The sequence below is a fragment of the Enterobacter cloacae genome (assembly GCF_013375935.1).
Classification (GTDB): domain Bacteria; phylum Pseudomonadota; class Gammaproteobacteria; order Enterobacterales; family Enterobacteriaceae; genus Enterobacter; species Enterobacter pasteurii.
The window spans coordinates 3593850-3617887 of the sequence record NZ_CP056117.1 but is presented as its reverse complement, the minus strand read 5'-3'; the positions used below and the strand labels follow the sequence as shown (position 1 = coordinate 3617887).

The following is a 24038-nucleotide window of genomic DNA, read 5'->3' as shown; positions in this document are numbered from 1 at the left end:
TGAGGGTTCTTCATGAACGGCTCAATTCAGGTATAATCCTCCGACATTTTCAACCGGTTTAAACGATCATGACAAAACTCACCCTGCAAGAGCAGATGCTGAAAGCGGGCTTAGTCAGCAGCAAAAAGATGGCGAAAGTTCAGCGCACGGCGAAAAAATCCCGCGTCCAGGCTCGCGAGGCGAGAGAGGCCGTAGAAGAGAATAAGAAAGCGCAGCTCGAGCGCGACAGGCAGCTGAGCGAGCAGCAGAAGCAGGCCGTGCTGGCGAAAGAGTTTAAAGCGCAGGTGAAGCAGCTGATTGAGATGAACCGCATCACCGTGGCGAAAGGCAACATCACCTTTAACTTTACCGACGGCAACCTGATTAAAAAAATCGACGTTGATAAGCAGACGCAGGCTCAGCTGATTAACGGCCGTCTGGCGATTGCCCGACTGGTGATTAACGCCAACGGCGACTGCGAATACGCGATTATTCCGGCCGTGGTGGCGGATAAAATTGCCCAGCGCGATGCCGACAGCATCGTGTTAAACAGCGCGCTGAGTCAGGAAGAGCAGGACGAAGACGATCCGTATGCGGATTTCAAAGTCCCTGACGATTTAATGTGGTAAACCCCGCTCAGAACGGCGCGGCGTGACGGGCGCGGATCGTCTCGCCGCTCGCCGGATGAATAAAATTCAGCTCGCTGGCGTGCAGCATCAGCCGTGGCGTCGCCCCGGTGCCCGGCAGCGTCAGCCCCCCATACAGATCGCAGCCTAAAATCGGATGGCCCAGCTGCTGGCAGTGTAGGCGCAGCTGGTGGGTTCGCCCGGTTTCAGGCGACAGTTCGACCCGCGTTACCGGCACCTCCCTATTCTGATACAGACGTTCCACCACCCGATAGCGCGAGCGGGCGGGTTTGCCGTTGACGGCACAGATCGACATCAGCGGAAACAGCGCCGGATCTTTGGCGATGGGCGCATCGACGATCCCGTCATCCTGCTCCACGTGTCCGCAAAGCAGGGCGCTGTAAACCTTGGTCACGGCGCGCTGGCTGAACTGGTGGCACAGGGCGGCGTTAACGGCTTTATTCAGGGCAATCACCATCAGGCCCGACGTGCCGAAATCGAGACGGTGTACCAGCGTGCAGCCGGGGAAGTCCTGTACCAGACGATAGTGCACGGAGTCGCGGTTCTGCGGATTTTTACCCGACAGGCTAAGCAGCCCGGAAGGTTTATTAATCAGCAAAAGATGGTCGTCCTGCCAGAGGATCTCAACCTCGTCGTGACACGGCGGAGCAATAAAAGTATCGATAATGACAGACATCAGGCTGTCCGGCTGGAAAGGGGGAGCGGATGATAACGAACTTTCAGGGAAAGAAAAACCCTCCCACCGGGCGGTGAGAGGGGAGGATCTTACGCTGCGACCAGGCTGTCGATAGCGGCTTTCGCGTCGGTTTGCGCTTTGGTTGCCACTTCCGGGCCGTAAGCGATACCTTCCGCGAACACAAAGTTCACGTCGGTAATGCCGATGAAGCCCAGGAACAGCGTCATGTACGGCGTGACCAGGTCAGTTGGGGTATCTTTATGAATACCGCCGCGGCTGGTCAGCACGATGGCACGTTTACCTTTCACCAGGCCTTCCGGGCCGTTCTCGGTGTAACGGAAGGTTACGCCAGCGCGCGCCACCAGGTCGAAGTAGTTCTTCAGCTGGGTAGGAATGTTGAAGTTGTACATTGGAGCGTTGAACACGATAACGTCGTGCGCCTTCAGCTCGGCAATCAGCTCGTCAGACAGGGCCAGGGCTTCCTGCTGACGCGGGGAGAGCGGCGCATCGCTCGGACGCAGCGCTCCAACCAGTTCGCCATCCAGCACGGGAATCGGGTTTGCCGCCAGGTCGCGGACGGTGATTTCATCACCGGTGTGCTGTTCACGCCATTGTTCAACGAAATAGTCGGACAGCTGACCAGACTGTGAGTACCCTGCCAGAATACTGGATTTCAACACTAATACTTTGCTCATGGGTGATTCCTGTTTTGTATTTGACTGAAGGGGGTTGCCCCGTTGCTTGTTGACACTTTATTCACAATCCTGCCACAGGGATAGCGCAATATATCGAAGTCTATGTTCGAATTTTTTGAATAAGGCGCGAAAAGCGCTGATGTGGTACGCTATAGCAATCATTAAAAAGAGATTTTACCCGGCAGAGCACTGCCCATTAACGCTATGACAGAACAACATAAGTTAACCTTCCCGATGCTGATGCAGCAGCTTGATTCGCTGATGCTGCGCGATAAACAGCGGTTTGCGCGCCGCCTGCACGGCGTTAAGAAGGTTAAAAATCCTGATGCACAACAGGCCATTTACCAGGAGATGGCGAAAGAGATTGAACAGGCGGCAGGGAAAGTTGTGCTGCGTGAAGCCGCGCGCCCGGAGATTACCTATCCGGAAAATCTGCCCGTCAGCCAGAAAAAGCAGGACATCCTCAACGCCGTGCGCGACCACCAGGTGGTGATCGTCGCGGGCGAAACCGGGTCGGGGAAAACGACCCAGCTGCCGAAAATCTGCATGGAGCTGGGCCGCGGGGTGAAGGGGCTGATTGGCCACACCCAGCCGCGTCGTCTGGCGGCGCGTACCGTGGCCAACCGTATTGCTGAAGAGCTGCAAACGGAGCCGGGCGGCTGCATCGGTTATAAGGTGCGCTTCAGCGACCATGTGAGCGATAACACCATGGTCAAGCTGATGACCGACGGTATCCTGCTGGCAGAAATCCAGCAGGATCGCCTGCTGATGCAGTATGACACCATCATCATCGATGAGGCGCACGAGCGCAGCCTGAACATCGACTTCCTGCTCGGCTACCTGAAGGAGCTGCTGCCGCGTCGTCCGGATCTGAAAATCATCATCACCTCCGCGACCATTGACCCGGAGCGTTTCTCAAAACACTTCAACAATGCGCCGATTATTGAAGTGTCGGGCCGTACCTATCCGGTGGAAGTGCGCTATCGCCCGATTGTGGAGGCGGCGGACGATACCGAACGCGACCAGCTGCAGGCGATTTTTGACGCCGTAGACGAGCTGGGGAACGAAAGCGCGGGCGACATTCTGATCTTCATGAGCGGCGAGCGCGAGATACGCGATACCGCCGACGCGCTCAGCAAGCGCGACCTGCGCCATACGGAGATCCTGCCGCTGTACGCGCGCCTGTCGAACAGCGAGCAGAACCGCGTGTTCCAGCCCCACGGCGGACGTCGCATCGTGCTGGCGACCAACGTGGCGGAAACCTCGCTGACCGTACCGGGCATTAAATATGTTATCGATCCGGGCACGGCGCGCATCAGCCGCTACAGCTACCGTACCAAGGTCCAGCGTCTGCCGATCGAGCCGGTTTCCCAGGCGTCGGCCAACCAGCGTAAGGGCCGCTGCGGCCGCGTGTCCGAGGGGATCTGCATTCGCCTCTACTCGGAAGACGATTTCCTGTCGCGCCCGGAATTTACCGACCCTGAGATCCTGCGCACCAACCTGGCGTCCGTTATCCTGCAGATGACCGCCCTGGGCCTCGGCGACATCGCCGCCTTCCCGTTTGTGGAAGCGCCGGACAAGCGCAACATTCAGGACGGGGTGCGCCTGCTGGAAGAGCTGGGCGCAATTACCACCAATGAACAGGCGAGCGCGTATAAGCTGACGCCGCTTGGTCGCCAGCTCAGCCAGCTGCCGGTGGATCCGCGCCTGGCGCGCATGGTGCTGGAAGCGCAGAAGCACGGCTGCGTGCGCGAGGCGATGATCGTTACGTCTGCGCTCTCCATTCAGGATCCGCGCGAGCGTCCGATGGACAAGCAGCAGGCGTCGGATGAAAAGCACCGGCGCTTCCACGACAAAGAGTCTGATTTCCTCGCCTTCGTCAACCTGTGGAACTACATCGGCGAGCAGCAGAAGGCGCTCTCGTCTAACCAGTTCCGCCGCCAGTGCCGGGTGGATTTCCTTAACTACCTGCGCGTGCGCGAGTGGCAGGATATCTACACCCAGCTGCGCCAGGTGGTGAAGGAGCTGGGGATTCCGGTTAACAGCGAGCCGGCAGAATACCGCGAAATTCATATCGCGCTGCTGACCGGCCTGCTGTCCCATATCGGGATGAAGGATGCGGATAAGCAGGAATATACCGGCGCACGCAACGCGCGCTTCTCCATCTTCCCCGGTTCCGGCCTGTTCAAAAAGCCGCCGAAATGGACCATGGTCGCGGAGCTGGTGGAAACCAGCCGCCTGTGGGGACGCATTGCCGCGCGTATCGATCCGGAGTGGGTTGAGCCGGTGGCGCAGCACCTGCTGAAGCGTTCGTACAGCGAACCGCACTGGGAGCGCGGGCAGGGCGCGGTCATGGCGACGGAAAAAGTGACCGTCTATGGTCTGCCTGTCGTCGCCGCGCGTAAGGTGAACTACAGCCAGATTGACCCGGCGCTGAGCCGCGAGCTGTTTATCCGCCACGCGCTGGTGGAGGGGGACTGGCAGACGCGTCACGCGTTCTTCCGTGAAAACCTGAAGCTGCGCGCCGAGGTGGAAGAGCTGGAGCACAAGTCCCGCCGCCGCGACATTCTGGTGGACGACGAAACGCTGTTTGAGTTTTACGACCAGCGCATCAGCCACGACGTGATTTCGGCGCGCCATTTTGACAGCTGGTGGAAAAAGGCCAGTAAAGAGACGCCGGACCTGCTCAACTTTGAAAAGAGCATGCTGATTAAAGAGGGCGCGGAGTCGGTCAGCAAGCTCGACTACCCGAACTTCTGGCATCAGGGCAACCTCAAGCTGCGCCTGACCTATCAGTTTGAGCCGGGCGCGGACGCGGACGGCGTCACGGTGCATATTCCGCTGCCGCTGCTTAACCAGGTGGAAGAGAGCGGGTTTGAGTGGCAGATCCCCGGCCTGCGCCGCGAGCTGGTGATTGCCCTGATTAAATCCCTGCCCAAGCCGGTGCGGCGCAACTTTGTGCCCGCGCCGAACTACGCTGAAGCGTTTTTAGGCCGCGTCACGCCGCTGGAGCTGCCGCTGCTGGACGCTCTCGAGCGCGAGTTCCGACGCATGACCGGCACCACCATTGACCGCGACGACTGGAACTGGGATCAGGTGCCCGATCATCTGAAAATCAGCTTCCGCGTGGTGGACGATAAAAACAAAAAGCTGCTGGAAGGCCGTTCTCTGACGGAGCTGAAGGAGGCGTTAAAAGGCAAGGTTCAGGAAACGCTATCCGCCGTGGCGGACGACGGCATCGAGCAGAGCGGGCTGCATATCTGGAGCTTCGGCCAATTGCCGGAAAGCTATGAGCAGAAGCGCGGCAACTACAGGGTGAAGGCCTGGCCTGCGCTGGTGGACGAGCGCGACAGCGTGGCGATTAAGCTTTTTGACAATCCGCAGGAGCAGCAGCAGATGATGTGGCGCGGGCTGCGTCGCCTGCTGCTGCTCAACATCCCGTCACCGATTAAGTATCTGCACGAGAAGCTGCCGAACAAAGCCAAGCTGGGGCTGTACTTTAACCCGTACGGCAAGGTGCTGGATCTGATCGACGACTGTATTTCCTGCGGCGTGGATAAGCTTATCCACGAGGCGGGCGGTCCGGTCTGGACGGAGGAGGGTTTTGCTCGGCTGCATGACAAGGTGCGCGCGGAGCTGAACGATACCGTGGTGGAGATAGCCAAACAGGTTGAGCAGATCCTCACCGCCGTGTTCAATATCAACAAGCGCCTTAAGGGGCGCGTGGATATGACCATGGCGCTGGGGCTGTCGGACGTGAAGGCGCAGATGGCGGGGCTGGTCTATCGCGGCTTTGTCACCGGCAACGGCTTTAAGCGTCTGGGCGACACGCTGCGTTATTTACAGGCGATTGAAAAACGTCTGGAGAAAATGGCGGTGGATCCGCACCGCGACCGCGCGCAAATGCTGAAGGTGGAAAGCGTGCAGCAGGCGTGGCAGCAGTGGCTCAACAAACTCCCTCCGGCGCGCCGCGATGACGAAGACGTGCAGGAGATCCGCTGGATGATCGAGGAGCTGCGCGTGAGCTTCTTTGCTCAACAGCTCGGTACGCCGTATCCGATTTCGGATAAGCGTATTTTGCAGGCAATGGAGCAGATTACCGCTTAAAACCCGGTTTTCTCCCTCTCCCCGTGGGAGGGGGCACTTTAACCTCCCTCTCCCTGTGGGAGAGGGCCGGGGTGAGGGCAACAGGCCGCACAATTTTCACCCGTTCACCATCGCCAGGGTAAACCCATCCCATCCTTTAACCCCGACCGTTTGTAGCGCGGTGGCGGTTAAGCGCGGATTATCCCCCATCATCTCGATAAATCGACGTACTCCCTGCACGCGCGCGTCGTCGCTTTGGCCGTTAATCACTTCACCCTCGCGCACCACGTTATCGCCGATAATCACCGTGCCGGGACGAGAGTAGTACAGCGCCCATTCGAGATAGCCGGGGTTGTTCGGCTTGTCGGCATCAATAAAGATCAGGTTAAACGGCGGGACATCGCCGAAATTTTCCAGAGAGGTCAGCGCAGGTCCTTCAATGAGCCTGATGCGATCGCTGAGACCGGCAAGCTGAATATTCCGGCGCGCCACGTCGGCATGCGTGGAATCGGCCTCAAGCGTAATCAGCTCTCCGTCCGGCGGCAGGGCTCTCGCCATCCAGATTGAGCTGTACGCACCCAGCGTGCCTATCTCAAGAATACGCCGCGCCTGAGTCATGCGTACGAACAGCGCCAGCAGTTGTCCCTGATTGGCGGCAACATCGTGCTCCGGTAGCCCGGCGCGCTTGTTATTTTCAAGAACCTGGTGGAGCACGTCGCCTTCCGGGATAAGAGACGAAATCATGTAATTATCTACTGCCGACCACGGTTGTTGCATAGATTGACTCCTGGTTTTTTCGTCATCTGTTTCTTTCAACTTTGAAACGACAGGATCTGCGAACGTGCCAGGGTGGCTCAGCGCAGTCGCCGTCAACTACGGGCAACCTGAAGTAAACGGCACATGGGGCTACGCACATAAAACTATAAATCGAAAAGGGACTCCGATGGAGTCCCTTTTGCGATTAATTAAATTTTTACAGATAAACCAGCGTCATGGTGGTCTGACCATCCAGAGCGGTATCGTCTGTAATAGCCAGCGTTGCGGTATCGCTAATTACCAGATTGGTCACGAAGTTAAATGAAGCTGTTGTGATAGGCATTGGAGTGGTAGTGCCTTTTTCCGCAAAGGTGAGGATACTGAAAGCATCACTACGCGGACCGGAAGCTGCTGTCCATTTGCCATCAGGCCAGTCCAGATTGTGTGCAATTCCGTCAACGGAATTTCCATCGACAGTAGGATCCATCGTCCACATCGCGTAAGAACCAATTTTCACGCCGTTAGTGGTCGTTCCCACACCATAGGTTTTATACTTAGCAGAGGTGCTACCCCCTGTAGTACCCACCGGCACCGTCAATCCGGCATTGCTGTCGCTACGGTTATCGGTAAGGGTGAATCCCACTTTGGTTGGCGCGGAGCAGTGAATGGTCGCAGGAAGTTGTTTTTCACCAATTACATTGCTTTCTGTTGCGGATAACTCACCCAGGTGAATAGCGCCATAATCAAACACGCCGCCGTTACCCAGTTCAACCGTACAAGACGCGTTGGTTAACGTGCCTGTAACTTTCAGAACAGCGGTTTCAGCTGCGAAAGCCGATGTAATACTTAATGATAAAATAGTGGTAAGAATGACTTTTTTCATCCCTGATAATTCCTTTACATAAATGTGATAATGAGGATGAGATGAATATGCGCGAATTATTTCATCTCTAATGCATAATAATAATATTGTGCCTGTGTGTATATTTAGGGTTTCTGAATTTATTTATTAAAATTAATAAATTGTTTTGTAGGTTGAAATATTTGGCGGGATTATTAGTTGAATATTTGCGTGCTGAAATAACAAAGATATTATAACGTTAACCCCATTGCCATAATAGGGCCTCGATAAAATGTCGCCGATCGCGATACACGATGCTGGCAGTTCCTGGATACGAGTAGTGCAGCACCCGTATCGCCGGGGGCGAAATGTTGGCCCGGCAAGCGTAGCGCCACCGGGCATGTCTTCAGGCATTGATCCAGCCGCCGCCCAGCGCTTTATACAAATCAATCTGCGCCAGCAGCAGGTTATTTTTCACCTGCACCACATTTGTTTGCACCGAGAACAGCGTGCGCTGCGCGTCCAGCACGTCCAGATAGGACGAGTACCCGTTGCGATAGCGGTGTTGCGCAATGCGCAGCGTCTCCTGTGCCACTTCCTGCTGGGCCAGCAGTTCGCTCAGCTGTTCCTGATAGCGTGTAATGGCGTCAAGGCTGTTGTTCACTTCGGCAAACGCGTTACGTACGGTTTTCTCATAGGCGTACAGCGCCTGGTTACGCTGCGACTGGGAAATATCCACCTGCGCGTTCAGCGCCTGGCGGTTCAGCAGCGGGGCGAGAACGCTGCCACCCACGCTCCAGAGCTGGAGCGGATTGTCCAGCAGCCCTGAAAGGGTGCGATCCTGAACCGATCCGGTTGCCGTCAGGTTGATCGACGGCAGCAGGCTGGCGCGTGACGCGGCAAGCGTCGCATCGGCCGTGACCAGCTGGCGCTCGGCCTGAACGATATCAGGACGTCGGTTAAGCAGCGACGACGGCAGCTGTGAAGGCAGGCTGAGCGGGGTGAGCGTGCTGAAGCTCTCGCTACGCGCCACCTCGCCCGGGTTGCTGCCCAGCAGCAGGCTAAGCGCGTTTTCCTGCTGCGCAATCTGGTGCTGGAGAAGCGGAACCTGCGCCCGGGTGGCGCGCAGCTCGGAGTCGGACTGCATCAGCTCCAGGCGCGAGCTGTAGCCCGTTTCGAACTGCCGCCTGGCAAGGTTAAAGGCTTCCTCCCGGGACTTCAGGGTGGAGCGGGTAACGCGCAGCTGTTCATCCAGCGACAGCAGGGTGACATACCCGGAGGCTACCGATGACGCAACGGTTAGGTCCGCAGCCGCGGCGGCCGCCTTTTGCGCTTCCAGCGAGGCCTGCGCGGCATTGGCCGTGCTGCGGTTTACGCCCCAGATATCAACGTCGTAGCTGGCGGTCAGGCTGCCTTTGTACAACGCGCCGTATACCGGAAGCCCCGTCGCGGCGGACTGCGACCGGGCGCGGGTGCCCGAGATGCCCGCATCCAGGGAGGGAAACAGGCTGCCGTCGGCGGCGTACACCCGCGCCTGGTATTCGTTAATCCGCTCGCGGGCAATGAGCACGTCGCTGTTGTTCCTGAGCGCCCGCTCCACGTAGCGGTTCAGATTGTTGTCGTGGAAATTCCGCCACCAGAGCTGCTCCGCCGGGCTGTTCGGCCCCGACGCGGCGCGCCACTGCTCAGGAATGTGCAGTGACGATGTGGCTGGCTCAACGTCTACCGACTGGCAACCCGCCAGCATCACCATCATCAGCAGGCCAGCTATCGGGCGAAGCGTCATGGTTTCGCCTCCCGCGTGTCAATGGTTACCTGCACCGACATGCCCGGACGCAGCAGCCGATAGTCCTCCGGTTCGCCGAGCACCTCAATGCGCACCGGAATACGCTGGGCGATTTTGACGAAATTCCCGGTAGCGTTATCCGGGGTGATGGCGCTGAACTCGACGCCCGTTGCCGGGGAAATGCTCTCCACGCGGCCCTGATAGGCTTTGTTGTTGAGCGCATCGACGGTGAATTTAACCGGCTGACCGACGCGCAGCTCCGCAAGCTGCGTCTCCTTAATATTGGCAATCACCCAGTGCTGCGGGGGAACCAGAGTGGTGAGATGGGTGCCGGCGGTCACGTACGCTCCCAGACGCACCGCGATCTGCCCAAGCTGGCCGTCCCGCGGCGCGACGATGCGGGTATTTTGCAGGTCAATCTGCGCCAGCTCCAGCGCGGCTTTGGCGTTTTCAACATCCGCTTCCAGCGCAGCGCGGTTCACGATTACCGTCTGCAAATCCTGACGCGACATCTCAAGCGTTGCTTTCGCCTGGTCGATGTTGGCGCTGCCCTGCGCGGCACTCGCCAGCGCCGCATCGCGCTCGCGAATGGAGAGGGAGCCGTCCGCGGTAAGTTCCTTAACGCGCTTTAAATCCGCCTGGTTTTTCAGGCTCTGCGCGCGGGCGTTTTTCAGCGCCGCCTCGTTACTGACGATCGCCGCTTCCGCGCTTTTACGCTGTTGCAGGTTGTTATTCAGCGCCGCAACCTTCATTGCCAGCTGCGCTTCGGCCTGATGCACGCGCTGGCGATAGATGCGGTCATCAATTTGCAGCAGCAGCTCGCCTTTTTTAACCTGCGCGAAATCCTGCACGCGTACCTCGGTGATATAGCCATTCACCTGCGGGCTGATAAACGTCGTCTGGCCGCGCACGTAGGCGTTATCGGTAAACTGCACGTGGCGGGTGAACGGCGGCAGCTGCCACGCGTACAGGATCGCCAGTACCCCGACTATACCGATGGCGGCGGCGGTGAAAACGGAAACCACGCGCACGTTTTTGCGGGTATTGGCCTGCTCTTTGGCGGCGTCCTGCTGACTCATAACTTCTCCTGAAAAATAATCATTGCTTATTGCCAGTGGCGTGCTTAAGGGCCATACGGGCGGTGATGCGCAGGCGCAGCAAGCGCCATAAAATCCAGACCAGCGTGGCAGTAGCAATGCTCGCCGTCAGTAGATAAGTATCGTTGTAAGCCAGAATATTTGCCTCAAGGGCGGTCACCGTCTGAAGCTGGGTGATGGCCTGGGTGCCCAGCAGAGCGCTGTCACCAATCAGGCTTTTGTACATCTGGGTGTAAAGCTGAATACGTTCGTTCACCAGCGGATTGAGGGTGGTGAGCTGGTCGGCCAGCAGGCTGGAGTGGTACTTTTCGCGCCAGGTCTGGAAGGTGCCGAGAATAGCGGAACCCAGCAGGCCTCCGAGGTTCTGGCTCATGCCGAACATTACCGAGAAGCTGACCAGGTTACGCGGATCGGCAATCACGCCGCCGATGGCGGCCAGCATGGCCGGGGCGAGGAAGAAGGCGCTGCCGAAGCCCAGCAGGAACTGGCTGAGGATCAGCTGGTCCGGGCGGGTCAGGTTGTTGGACTGGCTGTCCAGCAGCGAGGCGACAATCATCAGCGCCAGGGACGTTATAATCGGCCAGGCCAGCCTGGTGGGCTTAATCGTCAGGCAACTGGTGACGATACCGCAGACGATCCCGGCGAAGATAGCCCACGCCAGATGCGTCATCTGCTCGTTCTGCAGGCCCACGTACTGCAGCCAGCCGATGACGCCGGTGTTCTGTTCCGCCAGCACGATGCGGATCAGCAGCATAATCAGCCCCAGGCGCACGATGCTGCCGCTGGACAGCCAGCGGGTGTTCAGCAGCGGGTTACTGCGGTTATGCTCAAACGTGATGGCGGAGACGATCAGCACCAGCGAGAGCGCCAGCGCCCAGCCGATCCACGGCGCTTCAAACCACCAGTCGAGACGTCCCAAAGAGAGCACCGCGCAGAGCAGGGCCATTCCGGGGGCCATTAAGAAGAAGGTAATAAAATCTTTTTTCTCAAATACCTTACGGCGGTCGCGGGGGGCAGCTTCAGGGCTATCACGCAGGCCAGGGAGATCAGCGCCAGACCCAGTTCAAAGAAATAGAGCCCGCGCCACTCGTCCAGCTGTAGTAGCTCGGTCGAAAAAAGGCGCGCCAGAGGGATCGCGAGAGAAGAGCCGGTGATGCCGATGGTCAGCGCCTTGAGCCGGTGCTTCGCGGGCCAGGCCTGGATTTGGTAATAAATGCCGAGCGGACTCAGCGCGGCGGCCACCATCCCGTGCGCGGCGCGGACCATAAGCGCGGAGCTAAGGTCGTTCACGAACAGGTGGAAAAACGTCACCAGCACGTACAGCACCAGAAAACCTTCCGTGAAGGCGCGCAGACCGTACTGCTGGCGGAACTTCACCAGCAGCAGGTTAATGGAGATGTTGGTCATCACGTAGACTGCCGGCAGCCAGGCTATCTCCGTAGACCAGGCGCCAAACGTACCCTGCAAATTTTGCAGGTTGGCGGTGACCAGCGCATTGCCCAGGGCTCCGGTCAGGCATACCAGCAGGCCAACGACGCCATAGGCAATCCGTTTGGGCGTGCTGTGTTCCGGCGTGGAAGGCGAACCCAGCAGGGCGGGTTTCTCATGTGGCTGCCACTCGCGAGGAGCATAAGGGTCGCGTTCGGGCAGGCGCATAGCGGGGTTTACCTTTGAAAAATGAATGGTGAGCGGGCTAATGATTCTAAAGCTGACGCAAATAATAATTCAAGTGAATATGATTATGATGAATTTATCAAATTCTGCGGGCGGGGATAATGAAAAGCGGCCCTCAGACGGAGCCGCCGAACGTTTATTGCTTTTCAGGCTGCGCCTGAATGGAAGGGGTGCTCTTAAGGCGGCTGGCAAAGAAAATGGCGATCAGCGAAATCGCGACCGTCACGCCCAGATACCATGCCACCGGCACCCAGTCGCCGTCATATTTCGCCAGCAGGCCGGTGGCAATCAGCGGTGCGGTTCCCCCCGCGAGGGCTGCACCTAGCTGATAGCCCAGCGTGATGCCGGTGTAGCGGACGTTAGCGCTGAAAATCTCCGAACAGAGCGTGCCGAGAACTGCCGTTACCGGCGCCCACAGCACGCCGAAGGCGATAACGGTAGCGAGCACGATGCCCAAGGTGGTGCCGGTATTCAGCAGCATAAACCATGGAACGATAAACAGGCCGAGCACAAAAACGCTGACCGCGTACATGCGCTGGCGTCCGATTTTATCGGAGAGCAGGCCCATCAGGGGGATCATAATGGTCGCTACCAGCGCGCCGAGCGTCACGGCTTCCAGCGCCTGCGACTTCTGATAGGCGAGCGTGGTGGTGGCATAGCTCACGACGAAGGTGGAGAAAATATAAAACGGGGCCGTTTCCACCACCTTCAAACCGGCGGCAATCAGCACTTCCCGCCAGTGTTGTTTTACCGTGTCGCGCAGCGGTGTTTTTGCCACCTGACCGGATTTTTTCACCTTCTGAAAATCTGGCGTTTCGTCGATATCTTTGCGGATCCACAGTCCTAACAAGACCAGCACGGAGCTGAGCAGGAAGGGAATGCGCCAGCCCCAGGAGAGAAAATCTTCTTCGCTGAACAGCGTCATCAGCGAGACGATAAAGGTCGCCATCAGCATACCAATGGTTACGCTCGCCTGTGGAATACTGCCGAAGAAGCCTTTGCGTTTCTCCGGCGCATATTCGTATGCCAGCAGCAGCGCGCCGCCCCATTCACCACCAATACCCATTCCCTGGATAATGCGCATCAGGATGAGCAGGGCGGGCGCCCACATGCCGATCGTGTCGTAGGTAGGCAGCAGACCGATCGTAACGGTTGCACCTCCCATCAGTGAAAGGGTGAGCACCAGCGTTTTTTTACGCCCGATACGATCCCCGATGTGGGCAAAAAGGACACCCCCGACAGGGCGGATAAAGAAGGTCAACGAGAATGAGAGATATGAAAGGATCAGCCCAATAACCGGGTCGACCATCGGAAAGAAAATCTTGTTAAAGACCAGCGCGGCTGCCGTGCCGTAGAGAAAATAGTCAAACCATTCAATAGAGCTTCCCGTAAGACTGGCGATTAAAACCTTTTTATTTTTCCGTAAAACCGCAGCTGTACTCTCATGGTGTGTCATCATTCAACGCTCCGCCACATAGATGATAAGAGAGGTGTCACCCGGCGCGCTTCAGGTGCAACCTGTAGGGGTAAAAGGTTGTCAAATTGTTAAGCAACTTAGGGTTGGATGTTACTTTTGGCAAGCGGGATCGGGTTCATACTGGTCAGATCACGGTGAAACAAGCAGCGGCGGGTGCTTCTGCAGTGCAATAACGTGGCACGATCGTTGGTGTCGTCGATAATTAAAAGCATAAGGTAGAGGTGCAACCTGAATGTTTTTGGATGTTTCTGGTTATTTCAAAATAATGACAAAAATGCAGGCTGTAGGGCGTTTCGGCTTTCAGAGTGATCTCCTTTTCAGCCAGGATGCATTCGGTACTCTGGTTATTCATGCTGTAAGGAGGTAACGATGACACTGGCACTTTTTCCCTGTCTGCCCGGCTCGACGCTCAACGCCGTCAATACCGTCGGGAAGTGGCTGGCGCAGGATGACTATCAGGCCAGCCAGCCCGTTGATCTGGTGATTCTGGCGGGTAACGCGGTGATCCCCGCGATTGATGCTGCCTGTAAAATCGCGGCTGAACAGCGTGCTCCCCTGATAGTCAGCGGCGGCATCGGGCACTCAACCACTTTCCTGTACGCCGCGATTGCGAAACATCCTCGCTATAACCGGCTGCCCACCACCGGCCGCCCGGAAGCTGCCATCCTGGCCGATATCGCGCGTGAGTTCTGGAACATTCCGGCTGAAAACATTGTTATTGAAGATCAGTCTACCAACTGCGGCGAGAATGCCCGCTTTAGCCGGGAGCTTATCAGGCATCGCGGCCTTAACGACGCGCGGATACTGGTGGTACAGGACCCGACCATGCAGCGGCGCACGATGGCCACCTTTGCCCGCGTTTTCCGTGATGAACCGGTTTCGCCCGCGTGGTTAAGCCACCCTGGCCTCACGCCCGTCCTGCAAAACAGCGACGACGGTCTGGCGTTTGTTGGCTCGGGCGAAGGGCTGTGGCCGGTCGAGCGCTATCTGTCGCTGGTGCTGGGAGAGCTTCCGCGCCTGCGGGACGACGTTAACGGCTACGGCCCGGCGGGGCGCGACTTTATTAACCATGTCGACATCCCGGCAGAGGTGGAGGACGCGTGGCAAATTTTGCGCAATGACGCGATCCTCACCGACGCGCTGGTCAGCCGCTCGCTGCTGTAACGTTCTGCCCGTTTGCGCCATCTTTTACGCAAACGGGCACCTTATGTTGCTGGTTTGTGACTTTTCTTAACCGGCTGACCCGATTCTTTTATGAGATACCTCACAAAAACAGCCAGCCAGGGTAGGCAACTGCGCCGGTAATTATAGTTTTTAACAATGCATTTACTTGTTAAAAACAGCGTAATTACAGGAGCAGGTCATGACAGTACCCGTACAACATCCTATGTATATCGATGGACAGTTTGTTGCCTGGCAGGGTGACGCCTGGATTGACGTGATCAATCCCGCCACCGAGGAGGTCATTTCCCGCATTCCAGACGGCGGCGCGGAAGATGCCCGTAAAGCCATTGACGCGGCTGAGCGCGCGCAGGCCGGCTGGGAGGCGCTGCCGGCCATTGAGCGGGCAGGCTGGCTGCGTAAAATCTCCGCCGGGATCCGCGAACGGGCGGATGAAATTACGGCGCTGATTGTGGCAGAAGGTGGAAAAATCCAGCAGCTGGCGGCGGTGGAAGTTAACTTTACCGCTGACTATATCGATTATATGGCCGAGTGGGCGCGTCGCTATGAAGGCGAAATCATCCAGAGCGACCGCCCGGGCGAGAACATCCTGGTCTTTAAACGCGCGCTGGGCGTTACCACCGGTATCCTGCCGTGGAACTTCCCGTTCTTCCTGATTGCCCGCAAGCTTGCGCCCGCGCTGCTGACCGGCAACACCATCGTGATTAAGCCGAGCGAATTTACCCCGAATAACGCCATTGCGTTCGCCAAAATCGTCGATGAGATTGGCCTGCCGAAAGGCGTGTTTAACCTTGTGCTGGGCCGCGGCGAAACCGTCGGCCAGGAGCTGGCGGGCAATCCTAAAGTGGCGTTGGTCAGCATGACAGGAAGCGTCGGTGCGGGTGAGAAAATCATGGCGGCGGCTGCGAAAAACATCACCAAATTGGGGCTTGAGCTCGGCGGTAAAGCGCCGGCCATCGTGATGGATGATGCAGATCTGGAGCTGGCCGTTAAGGCCATTGTAGACTCGCGCGTCATAAACTCCGGGCAGGTGTGTAACTGTGCAGAGCGCGTTTACGTGCAGAAGGGAATTTACGACCGCTTTGTCAACCGCTTGGGGGAGGCGATGAAGGCCGTGCAGTTTGGCGATCCGGCTGAACGTACCGATATTGCGATGGGGCCGCTGATTAACGCCGCCGCGCTGGAGCGGGTCGAGCAGAAGGTGGCGCGCGCGGTGCAGGAGGGAGCAAGAGTCGTTCTCGGCGGTGAGGCTGTGCAGGGAAGAGGATGTTTTTATCCTCCAACCCTGCTGCTCGACGTGCGCCAGGAGATGGCAATTATGCACGAGGAAACCTTCGGTCCGGTGCTGCCCGTGGCGGTATTTGAAACGCTGGAGGAGGCGCTGAACATGGCTAATGACAGCGACTATGGGTTAACGTCTTCCATATATACCCGGGATCTGAACGTGGCGATGAAGGCCATCAGGGGGCTGAAGTTTGGCGAGACCTACATCAACCGCGAGAACTTTGAAGCGATGCAGGGATTCCACGCGGGCTGGCGCAAGTCCGGCATCGGTGGGGCGGACGGCAAGCACGGTCTGAATGAATACCTGCAAACACAGGTCGTCTACCTGCAGGCGTAAAAAAAGCCGGGCCAGCGCAACCCGCTGACCCGGCATGAATAACGCGTATTTGTTTACAGATAAACCAGCGTCATGGTGTTTTGGCCATCCAGTGCGGTATCGTCGGTGATGGCCAGCGTTGAGGTATCCCGAATCACCAGATTGGTGACGAAGTTAAAGTTCGCTGTCGTGAACGCCATTGGGGTAGTTGTGCCCGTTTCGGCAAACGCGAGGGTATTATACCCATCGCTGCGAGGAATGCCGTTTTTATTCCATTTGGTTGAAGGCCAGTCGTGGTTATTCGCGATACTGTCCGCGGACTTACCGTCTACGCTTACGCCCGTAATCCACATACCGTAATTACCGATTTTCACGTCCTGAGCCGTTTTACCTACGCCATAGGTATAATATTTGGCCGTCTGGTTCAAATTACCCGCGATATCAACCGGCAGTTGAGCATTAGTGTCGCCGCGATTGTCGGTGATAGTGAAACCCATTTTAGTTGGCGCGGTACAGCTAATGGTCACCGGGATCTTTTTTTCACCGATTTTGTTATTCGCGCCTTCTGATAATTCACCCAGGCGAATATAACCGTAATCAATAACGCCGCCGTTGCCCAGTTCCGCCGTGCAGGACGCGTTGGTTAATGTGCCTGCAACTTTAATAATGGCAGTGTCTGCGGCGAAAGCTGATGAAGTGATAAGGGCGAGGGTTGTGGCCAGAATGACTTTTTTCATCCTTGATTTCCTTTGCTTGATTTTAAAACATGCGGGGCAGATAAGAGAACGCCGCGATGGCGTCCTTACCCATCGGCGGGAATAATATTTATTATTCGTTTTTTGGTATATTTATTAAAATTTAATCCACTTTGTAGAAAAAATTAAGTTATGAGAATCCCGAAATTTAAGAAATCTTTTTAATTGGTGGTGTGAATATAACTACGGTAAAAGTACCGGTTCAGGCACTCGCTGAACCGGTATAGGCAACGTCTGTGATTAGAGGTACACCAGCGTCATTGTGGTCTGACCATCCAGCGCGGTATCGTCGGTTATGGCCAGGGTGGCGGTATCACGAATTGCCAGGCTGGTGACGACGTTAAAGTTAGCCGTCGTGATGGCCATAGGAACGGTTGTGCCTGTTTCAGCAAAAGTAAGGGTCTGGATGCCATCGCTGCGAGAAATTCCGGCTTTTTCCCACTTGGTTGAAACCCAGCCTTGGTTTTGCCCAATATTATCCGCGGCTTGACCGTTTACGGTGGAGCCGCTAATCGACACGCCGTAGTTACCAATCTTAATCCCCTCAGGCGTCAACCCTACGCCGAAGGTGTAATATTTTGCAGTCACGTCCTTATTTTTCGCAATATCAACAGGGACCTGCGCATTGCTGTCGGCGCGGTTATCGGTCATGATGAAGCCGACCTTGGTTGGCGTGGTGCAGGTGATGCTCACAGGAATCTGTTTTTCACCAAGCTTATTATTGGCTGTATCTGATAGTTCGCCGAGGCGAATGTAACCGTAATCAATAACACCGCCGTTACCCAGTTCTGCCGTGCAGGCCGCGTTGGTTAACGTGCCTGTAACTTTAATAATGGCAGTGTCTGCTGCGAAAGCTGATGAAGCAATAAGGGCGATGGTTGTTGCCAGAATGACTTTTTTCATCCTTGATTTCCTTTGCGTGATTGTAATATTTGCGGAGCAGATAAGAGAACGCCGCGATGGCGTCCTTACCCATCGGCGGGAATAATATTTATCATTCGTTTTTTGGTATATTTATTAAAATTTAATCTACTTTTTAGAAAAAATAAAGTTATGCGGATACGGAAAATGAATGAAGCGTTTTTAATTGGTGGCGTGAATATAATTACGGTGAAAGTACCGGTTCAGCCACGCGCTGAACCAGTATAGTTCAATGTGTAGTTAAAGGTACACCAGCGTCATCGTCGCCTGACCGTCAAGAGGGGTATCGTCGGTAATAGCCAGCGCTGCGGTATCGCGGATCGTCAGGTTAGTAACAAAGTTAAAGTTAGCCGTGGTAATGGCAATCGGCGCCTCGGTTCCGGTTGCCGCAAAGGAGGTGGTCGTAAACGCATCGCTGCGCGGGATCCCGGTTTTATGCCACTTAGACGCTTCCCAGTCGTGGTTGTTGCTCACCGGATCTACCGTATTGCCATCCGCCGTAACATCCGTCATCCACATGCCGTAGTTACCAATTTTAACGCCTTCGGTCGTGGTGCCCACGCCGTAGGTATAATATTTAGCAGACTGGTTCTGGTTACCACCAATATCCAGCGGAAGCTGCGCATTGCTGTCGGCGCGGTTATCAAGAATGGTAAAGCCTACTTTGGTTGGCGCCGTACAGGTAATGGTTACCGGAACCTGCTTCATGCCAATTTTGTTATTTTCCGTTGCGGATAAATCACCGAGACGAATGAAACCGTAATCGATAACCCCCCCATTGCCAATGGAAGGCGAACAGGCAGCATTCGTCAGGGTGCCGTGTACTTTTAATACCGCGGTTGGTTCTGCGAAAGCTGAGGCGCTGGCCAGCGCGATTAATGAAGCTAAAATAACTTTTTTCATTGTTGTTCCTTAACAATATAAAGATGGGCGTTTAACGTGACAGGCGTAATTGCATGTCTTGCAATTATATTATTGGGATGGCTTATAAAATTAAAGCAACTATATTTAAAAGCTGATTTTAGAAGTTCTAATGATAATTAACGGTGAATACAAAACTTAAGTGAATAATATTACCCGAGAAAATTAATGACAGCGTAAAAGCCATTTCTGCGCGTCGCGTTGGACGGACAGGATCGCACTTAGTTACGGCAATGACCCTTCTATGCATATGTAACTGGCAGCCGAAGAGGCGCCATGCGAGGGGAGCGGCCGGGTAAACATACAGAAAAGTTAATGAATTTTTAAGGAAAGGAGATTATGTTGGCGCGGTAACTGTGTTTAATCGGGAAAGTACATGCGCACAAAATATACAAGCCTGCAAATCGGCATTCACTGGCTGGTGTTTCTGCTGGTCATCGTCGCCTACTGCGCCATGGAGTTCAGGGGGTTCTTCCCGCGCACCGCGCGTCCGACGATCAATATGATCCATGTCTCCTGCGGCATCAGTATCCTGGTGCTGATGGTGGCGCGTCTGCTGGTTCGCCTCAGGTTCCCCGCGCCACCGATTCAACCGAAGCCAAAAGCAATGGTCACGGGACTGTCTCACCTGGGGCATCTGGTGATTTATCTGCTGTTTATTGCGCTGCCGTTGATTGGCCTTATGATGATGTACAGCCGGGGAAATGACTGGTTTGCCTTCGGCATGGTGATGCCGCATGCGGCGGAGTCAAATTTTGACCTGGTGGATACGCTCAAGGCGTGGCACGTCACGCTGGCGAATCTGGGATATTTCGTGATTGGCCTGCACGCGTTTGCCGCGCTGCTGCATCACTATTTCTGGAAGGATAATACGCTTCTGCGCATGATGCCGAAAAAGCGCCAGTAAATGAAATGCCCTGCAACCGCAGGGCATTTTTTTGCGCTTTACTGAAGCTGCGCAATCTCCTGCGCGGTTAATTCCAGCGCCTGCGTTGAGCCGGTTTCGGAAGATTTAACCGCCGCTTCCAGCACCGCCATCACCGCCAGCGCCTCTACCGGGCGCACCGGATTTTCGATTTCACCGCTCAGCGCATCGCGCACGTTAATGTAGTACTGACGCTGATCGCCGTCGGGCGTGCGCAGGGTACTGGCTTCACCCTGAGCGTTAAACAGCACCATATCGTCGCTGTCCTTGCCCCAGCTTTCGCTTCCCGGGATAACGCCCGCCAGCAGCTGCGCTTCCTGCTGATCGATACGCGCCTTCACCACGCTGGCTTTGTCCCCGTGTACGGTAAAGCGCGAAACGCCGCCGGCCACCAGCATGCTGCAATGAAGCACCACCCTGTGTTCCGGGTAATTGAGCACCACGTGCGCCCAGTCGTTAATTTCCGCGCCGTCGCGCAGGGTGGCGATATTGCCCTGAACGGACAGCGGCAGACCAAACAGCTGCAGCGCCTGGTCAATCATGTGCGGGCCTAAATCGAACCACAGGCCGCTGCCGGGAACGTTTTGCTCTCTCCAGCGGACGCGAACCTCCGGGCGGAAGCGGTCAATGTGTGACTCAAAGTGTTTAACCCTGCCGATGCTGCCTTGCTCAATAACCTGCTTAATCCCGAGAAAGTCGGTGTCCCAGCGGCGGTTATGGAAAACGGAGAGCAGCAGCCGTTTTTCGTCCGCAAGCGCTATCAGGTCCCGCGCTTCCTGCATGTCGAGGGTGAAAGGCTTATCCACGACCACGTGTTTACCGGCGTTCAGGGCAAGCGTCGCCAGCGGGGCGTGGGTGGCGTTAGGGGAGGCAATCACCACCAGATCGACATCAGGATGCTGAATAGCCTCTTCTGGCGTGGCCACCACCTGCACGTCCGGAAGATCGCGTTTTACCTTCTCCTCATCGCGGGAAGAAACCACCGCCAGCTTAAGCCCGTCGACGGACTGGATCAGCGGGGCGTGAAAGGTTTTACCGACAAACCCATAGCCGATCAGCGCAATATTTACTGTCTTCACTTTACTCATGACCTTCTCCACGTTAATGCGCGCAAACGGTGACCTGCACTGCGCTATGGTCCCCAAGCTCGGCCCAGGGACGATCTAAAAACAGCTGATGTATGTTGGATAACCCTGACACCAGATACGGTTCGCACTGGTTGAGCTTCAGATGGTCCGCGACGATCCAGTGCCTCTGGCTTGCGGCCAGCATGGCGCGCTTCACCTCCGCATCCGCTTCCTGGCTGGCGCTCAGGCCCAGCTCCGCATCAATGGCGCATGCGCCAAGAATGGCAATATCTGCCCGATAGCGCGAGAGCAGGGAGAGGGTGGCGCTGCCGGCGAACAGGCGCTGCTTCCTGTCCCACCTGCCGCCGAGGAGGATCAGCTCGATATCCTCCCGGTCGCTGACGTGATGGGCGATATCCAGCGAGGTGGTAATGACGGTCAACGGTCCCTTAAGAAAAGAAGCAACGGCCAGCACCGTGCTTCCCGCATCCAGAAAAAGCGTTGAACCCGCCGGTACGCTTTCCGCGACGCGTTTACCGAGCCGCTGCTTGGTTTCAGGCAGCAGGGTATTTCTGCTCTGGCGGGTCATCGTTGAGAGATTCAGCGCGATGGCGCCGCCGTGATTTTTTTGCGCCAGCCCCTGGTTTTCCAGGTCAGTCAGGTCGCGGCGGATGGTGTCGGCAGAAACCTGCAACTTTTCGGCAAGCTCGGTAATGCTTGCCTGGCCTCGTTCACTAAGGAGATCAAGCACGTATTTTTGACGGGCGGTTTTATGCATAGCGCGGCGAATCCTGCAAAATGTCGCAATAAATCGCATAATACAGCATCTTGGCGGAAAAGGAATGGGCGAGAGGCAGATGTTAAGCAAAGCAGTTCAATGGCGTTATTATTGATAATGCATTAATAAGCCTTAAAAAACATGTTTTTAACCCTTACGCTTGTTGTTATCGACATGTTTTATCTGAAAATTTGGTTTAAGTAACCAGGGTGGGCGGTAAATATGGAGTATTGATTTGATTGCAAATGGATTTGTAGGCTAATTATCTAGCCAATCATGTATTTGTGGTTAAATAATCTAAATATATCCTCCTCATTACCTAAACTGACACTTCTTTGAAAATCTTTGTGTCTGAACCGGCATGAAATTAACCCAAAAATGTACAGGCGACACTTTAGGAATTTTCCTTAAATTACAGCATGTTTATATGTTTCATCTGAAAGGCGTCTTATAGCCATTTGTCCAGAAACCCCATCTTTTTTCTTACTTGTAACACCGCGTTAACATTGCGGGTGTGGTTGCTCATATCACATTTTGTTATGCTGCGAATCAATAAATAATTAAGTAAATTCTTAATTGTAATAAGACGCAGAACGGCTCTCATCTCAATTTGAAATGGGTGCGGGCCTCTATTACCTAAAAATTTTCGAGAAGGAGCGAGAAGATATTTGTCGAATTATCTGTACCTCTTCTTGGGTAATTATTTAGCCACCACCTGGATTCGGGGGAGATATTATGACGATGATGCGCAATAACAGGTTACTCAGATTATCCCTCTCCCTGGTCGTAATATCGCTGACCGCGACGGCGGCAAATGCAAATAGCGCTCAGGGAGGTATTGCTCCCGTTGCGGCAACCACGCTGAAGGAAAGTATTCTTTTCGCGCTCGATCGCGATCCGTCGGTTAGCCAGCAGGCTGCGCAGCTGGGAATTGGTCAGGCACAAATAGACGAAGCGCGCAGCGGCTGGATGCCACAAATATCCCTGAACGGAAGCACGGGCCATAGCCAGACTACCGATTCAAGCGGCTCGCTGCGCAATTCCGCCGCCTGGGGGCTGAGCCTGACGCAGCTGGTGTACGATTTTGGCAAGACCAACAACAGCATCAGCCGGTCTTCAGCGCAGCGTGACGGCTATCGCTACCAGCTGATGGGCACGCTCTCTGAGGTGGCGGAAAAAACGGCCCTCAGCTATGTGGAGGTCAAACGCTACAGCGATCTGCTGCAGGCGGCAAAAGAGAACGTGCAGGCGCTCAAAACCGTGGAACAGCTGGCGAAGCTGCGCGCCGACGCAGGCGTAAGCTCCACCTCTGACGAGCTTCAGACCCGCACGCGCATTGCCGGGATGCAGGCGACGGTAGAGCAGTACAACGCGTCCCTGAACAGCGCCCGCGCGAGGCTGGCGGTGTTAACCGGCATTGAGGCTGAACGCTATTCTCCGGTGCCGGGAAGCCTGGCGGTGGAGCCCGGCGCGCTCAATCGCATTGATTATTCACTGATTCCGGCGGTGATGGCCGCGCAGAACATGGAGCGTTCAGCCCAGTACGGCGTTGAAACCGCGAAGTCGCAGCACTGGCCAACCCTGAGCCTGAAGGGGGGGCCGAACCCGGTATGAGTCCGATAATCGCGCCTACTGGGACGACCAGATCCAGCTCAACATTGACGCACCGCTTTATCAGGGCGGCGCGGTCTCGGCACGCGTGCGCCAGGCTGAAGGGGCACGGGCAATGGCATCGTCGCAGGTCGATCAGGCCCGCTTCGATGTGCTGCAAAAAGCCTCCGTTGCGCAGGCCGACTGGACCGGCGCCCGGGGGCGAATGGAGGCCGGAAAACGGCAGCTGGAAAATGCGCTGCGCGCCCGGGATGTCTATAAAAATGAATATACCCTGAGCAAGCGCAGCATTAACGATTTGCTCAGCGTGGAGCAGGACGTGTGGCAGGCCACCTCCGCCAAAATAATCGCTGAATATGACGGCTGGAGCGCGGCAATTAATTACGCCGCAGCCGTTGATAACCTGATGCCGCTTATTGGAATAGAGAAGAACGCTGCCGCAAAATTACCCGATTTGAGTTAATAAAAAACGCGCCTTCCTGCGCAAATTAGGTCTGATAAAAAATGGGTGTTTTTTCCCAGGGATAGCTACATCCATCTGGTGGACATATCCACAGGAATCCG

17 protein-coding genes and 2 pseudogenes are annotated in these 24038 nt (G+C 55.8%); 6 read left to right on the top strand and 13 right to left on the bottom strand.

Going from position 1 to position 24038, the window contains the following annotated elements; translation table 11 throughout:
* The first annotated feature begins 68 nt into the window (after window positions 1-68).
* Complete coding sequence (locus HWQ14_RS16890) at window positions 69-608, top strand: DUF2058 domain-containing protein (protein ID WP_148419463.1); 540 nt, start codon at window positions 69-71, stop codon at window positions 606-608.
* 7 nt (window positions 609-615) lie between these two features.
* Here HWQ14_RS16890 and HWQ14_RS16885 read toward each other — a convergent pair whose 3' ends face one another.
* A complete protein-coding gene (locus HWQ14_RS16885) occupies window positions 616-1302 on the bottom strand; it encodes an RluA family pseudouridine synthase (protein WP_176610390.1) in 687 nt (228 codons plus the stop codon).
* An 89-nt stretch (window positions 1303-1391) separates the two neighbouring features.
* Window positions 1392-1997, bottom strand: a complete 606-nt coding sequence (azoR, locus tag HWQ14_RS16880; RefSeq protein ID WP_148419465.1) for an FMN-dependent NADH-azoreductase — start codon at window positions 1995-1997, stop codon at window positions 1392-1394.
* 204 nt (window positions 1998-2201) lie between these two features.
* Between azoR and hrpA the strand changes: the two genes are divergently transcribed.
* Window positions 2202-6104: an ATP-dependent RNA helicase HrpA gene (gene hrpA / locus HWQ14_RS16875; protein ID WP_176610389.1), complete on the top strand. Its 3903-nt coding sequence runs from the start codon at window positions 2202-2204 to the stop codon at window positions 6102-6104.
* A gap of 96 nt (window positions 6105-6200) precedes the next feature.
* Here hrpA and HWQ14_RS16870 read toward each other — a convergent pair whose 3' ends face one another.
* The 6 genes and pseudogenes from HWQ14_RS16870 to HWQ14_RS16845 all read right to left on the bottom strand — a co-directional run bounded on the left by HWQ14_RS16870 (window position 6201) and on the right by HWQ14_RS16845 (window position 13696).
* Window positions 6201-6860: an O-methyltransferase gene (locus HWQ14_RS16870; protein WP_176610388.1), complete on the bottom strand. Its 660-nt coding sequence runs from the start codon at window positions 6858-6860 to the stop codon at window positions 6201-6203.
* Between the two features lie 196 nt (window positions 6861-7056).
* The gene (locus HWQ14_RS16865; protein ID WP_176610387.1) at window positions 7057-7722 is read right to left on the bottom strand and encodes a DUF1120 domain-containing protein; all 666 of its coding nucleotides are present in this window, start codon (window positions 7720-7722) and stop codon (window positions 7057-7059) included.
* Window positions 7723-8086: 364 nt separating this feature from the next.
* The gene (locus HWQ14_RS16860) at window positions 8087-9466 is read right to left on the bottom strand and encodes an efflux transporter outer membrane subunit (RefSeq protein ID WP_176610386.1); all 1380 of its coding nucleotides are present in this window, start codon (window positions 9464-9466) and stop codon (window positions 8087-8089) included.
* Window positions 9463-10545, bottom strand: coding sequence for an HlyD family secretion protein (locus tag HWQ14_RS16855; protein ID WP_176610385.1), 1083 nt, complete (start codon window positions 10543-10545; stop codon window positions 9463-9465). The genes HWQ14_RS16860 and HWQ14_RS16855 overlap by 4 nt, the downstream gene beginning before the upstream one ends.
* A 19-nt stretch (window positions 10546-10564) precedes the next feature.
* A pseudogene (locus HWQ14_RS16850) lies at window positions 10565-12219 on the bottom strand (MFS transporter).
* Between the two features lie 154 nt (window positions 12220-12373).
* Window positions 12374-13696: an MFS transporter gene (locus HWQ14_RS16845; protein WP_413815233.1), complete on the bottom strand. Its 1323-nt coding sequence runs from the start codon at window positions 13694-13696 to the stop codon at window positions 12374-12376.
* A gap of 387 nt (window positions 13697-14083) precedes the next feature.
* Between HWQ14_RS16845 and HWQ14_RS16840 the strand changes: the two genes are divergently transcribed.
* Window positions 14084-14878: a YdcF family protein gene (locus HWQ14_RS16840; protein WP_176610384.1), complete on the top strand. Its 795-nt coding sequence runs from the start codon at window positions 14084-14086 to the stop codon at window positions 14876-14878.
* A gap of 199 nt (window positions 14879-15077) precedes the next feature.
* A complete protein-coding gene (gene aldA / locus HWQ14_RS16835; protein WP_176610383.1) occupies window positions 15078-16517 on the top strand; it encodes an aldehyde dehydrogenase in 1440 nt (479 codons plus the stop codon).
* A gap of 53 nt (window positions 16518-16570) precedes the next feature.
* On the opposite strand, the gene HWQ14_RS16830 is transcribed toward aldA, so the two are convergent.
* The 3 genes from HWQ14_RS16830 to HWQ14_RS16820 all read right to left on the bottom strand — a co-directional run bounded on the left by HWQ14_RS16830 (window position 16571) and on the right by HWQ14_RS16820 (window position 19075).
* Window positions 16571-17233, bottom strand: a complete 663-nt coding sequence (locus tag HWQ14_RS16830; RefSeq protein WP_176610382.1) for a DUF1120 domain-containing protein — start codon at window positions 17231-17233, stop codon at window positions 16571-16573.
* A gap of 258 nt (window positions 17234-17491) precedes the next feature.
* Window positions 17492-18154 carry a DUF1120 domain-containing protein gene (locus HWQ14_RS16825; protein ID WP_176610381.1) on the bottom strand — a complete coding sequence of 221 codons (663 nt, stop codon included), beginning with the start codon at window positions 18152-18154 and terminating at the stop codon, window positions 17492-17494.
* Between the two features lie 258 nt (window positions 18155-18412).
* On the bottom strand, window positions 18413-19075 hold the full coding sequence (locus HWQ14_RS16820; RefSeq protein ID WP_176610380.1) for a DUF1120 domain-containing protein: 663 nt from the start codon (window positions 19073-19075) through the stop codon (window positions 18413-18415).
* 394 nt (window positions 19076-19469) lie between these two features.
* Between HWQ14_RS16820 and cybB the strand changes: the two genes are divergently transcribed.
* Window positions 19470-20000: a cytochrome b561 gene (gene cybB / locus HWQ14_RS16815; protein WP_176610379.1), complete on the top strand. Its 531-nt coding sequence runs from the start codon at window positions 19470-19472 to the stop codon at window positions 19998-20000.
* A gap of 38 nt (window positions 20001-20038) precedes the next feature.
* Here cybB and HWQ14_RS16810 read toward each other — a convergent pair whose 3' ends face one another.
* On the bottom strand, window positions 20039-21106 hold the full coding sequence (locus HWQ14_RS16810) for an oxidoreductase (RefSeq protein WP_176610378.1): 1068 nt from the start codon (window positions 21104-21106) through the stop codon (window positions 20039-20041).
* Between the two features lie 13 nt (window positions 21107-21119).
* Window positions 21120-21863 carry a DeoR/GlpR family DNA-binding transcription regulator gene (locus HWQ14_RS16805; RefSeq protein WP_176610377.1) on the bottom strand — a complete coding sequence of 248 codons (744 nt, stop codon included), beginning with the start codon at window positions 21861-21863 and terminating at the stop codon, window positions 21120-21122.
* 735 nt (window positions 21864-22598) lie between these two features.
* Between HWQ14_RS16805 and HWQ14_RS16800 the strand changes: the two are divergent.
* Window positions 22599-23937 (top strand): annotated as a pseudogene (locus HWQ14_RS16800) (TolC family outer membrane protein).
* Window positions 23938-24038: the final 101 nt, after the last annotated feature.

Coding starts and splice junctions, on each gene's coding strand:
- HWQ14_RS16860 (WP_176610386.1), bottom strand. CDS start 9,466: ATGACGCTTCGCCCGATAGCTGGCCTGCTGATGATGGTGATGCTGGCG.
- aldA (WP_176610383.1), top strand. CDS start 15,078: ATGACAGTACCCGTACAACATCCTATGTATATCGATGGACAGTTTGTT.
- HWQ14_RS16855 (WP_176610385.1), bottom strand. CDS start 10,545: ATGAGTCAGCAGGACGCCGCCAAAGAGCAGGCCAATACCCGCAAAAAC.
- HWQ14_RS16885 (WP_176610390.1), bottom strand. CDS start 1,302: ATGTCTGTCATTATCGATACTTTTATTGCTCCGCCGTGTCACGACGAG.
- hrpA (WP_176610389.1), top strand. CDS start 2,202: ATGACAGAACAACATAAGTTAACCTTCCCGATGCTGATGCAGCAGCTT.
- HWQ14_RS16870 (WP_176610388.1), bottom strand. CDS start 6,860: ATGCAACAACCGTGGTCGGCAGTAGATAATTACATGATTTCGTCTCTT.
- HWQ14_RS16810 (WP_176610378.1), bottom strand. CDS start 21,106: ATGAGTAAAGTGAAGACAGTAAATATTGCGCTGATCGGCTATGGGTTT.
- HWQ14_RS16825 (WP_176610381.1), bottom strand. CDS start 18,154: ATGAAAAAAGTCATTCTGGCAACAACCATCGCCCTTATTGCTTCATCA.
- HWQ14_RS16805 (WP_176610377.1), bottom strand. CDS start 21,863: ATGCATAAAACCGCCCGTCAAAAATACGTGCTTGATCTCCTTAGTGAA.
- azoR (WP_148419465.1), bottom strand. CDS start 1,997: ATGAGCAAAGTATTAGTGTTGAAATCCAGTATTCTGGCAGGGTACTCA.
- cybB (WP_176610379.1), top strand. CDS start 19,470: ATGCGCACAAAATATACAAGCCTGCAAATCGGCATTCACTGGCTGGTG.
- HWQ14_RS16845 (WP_413815233.1), bottom strand. CDS start 13,696: ATGATGACACACCATGAGAGTACAGCTGCGGTTTTACGGAAAAATAAA.
- HWQ14_RS16820 (WP_176610380.1), bottom strand. CDS start 19,075: ATGAAAAAAGTTATTTTAGCTTCATTAATCGCGCTGGCCAGCGCCTCA.
- HWQ14_RS16890 (WP_148419463.1), top strand. CDS start 69: ATGACAAAACTCACCCTGCAAGAGCAGATGCTGAAAGCGGGCTTAGTC.
- HWQ14_RS16840 (WP_176610384.1), top strand. CDS start 14,084: ATGACACTGGCACTTTTTCCCTGTCTGCCCGGCTCGACGCTCAACGCC.
- HWQ14_RS16865 (WP_176610387.1), bottom strand. CDS start 7,722: ATGAAAAAAGTCATTCTTACCACTATTTTATCATTAAGTATTACATCG.
- HWQ14_RS16830 (WP_176610382.1), bottom strand. CDS start 17,233: ATGAAAAAAGTCATTCTGGCCACAACCCTCGCCCTTATCACTTCATCA.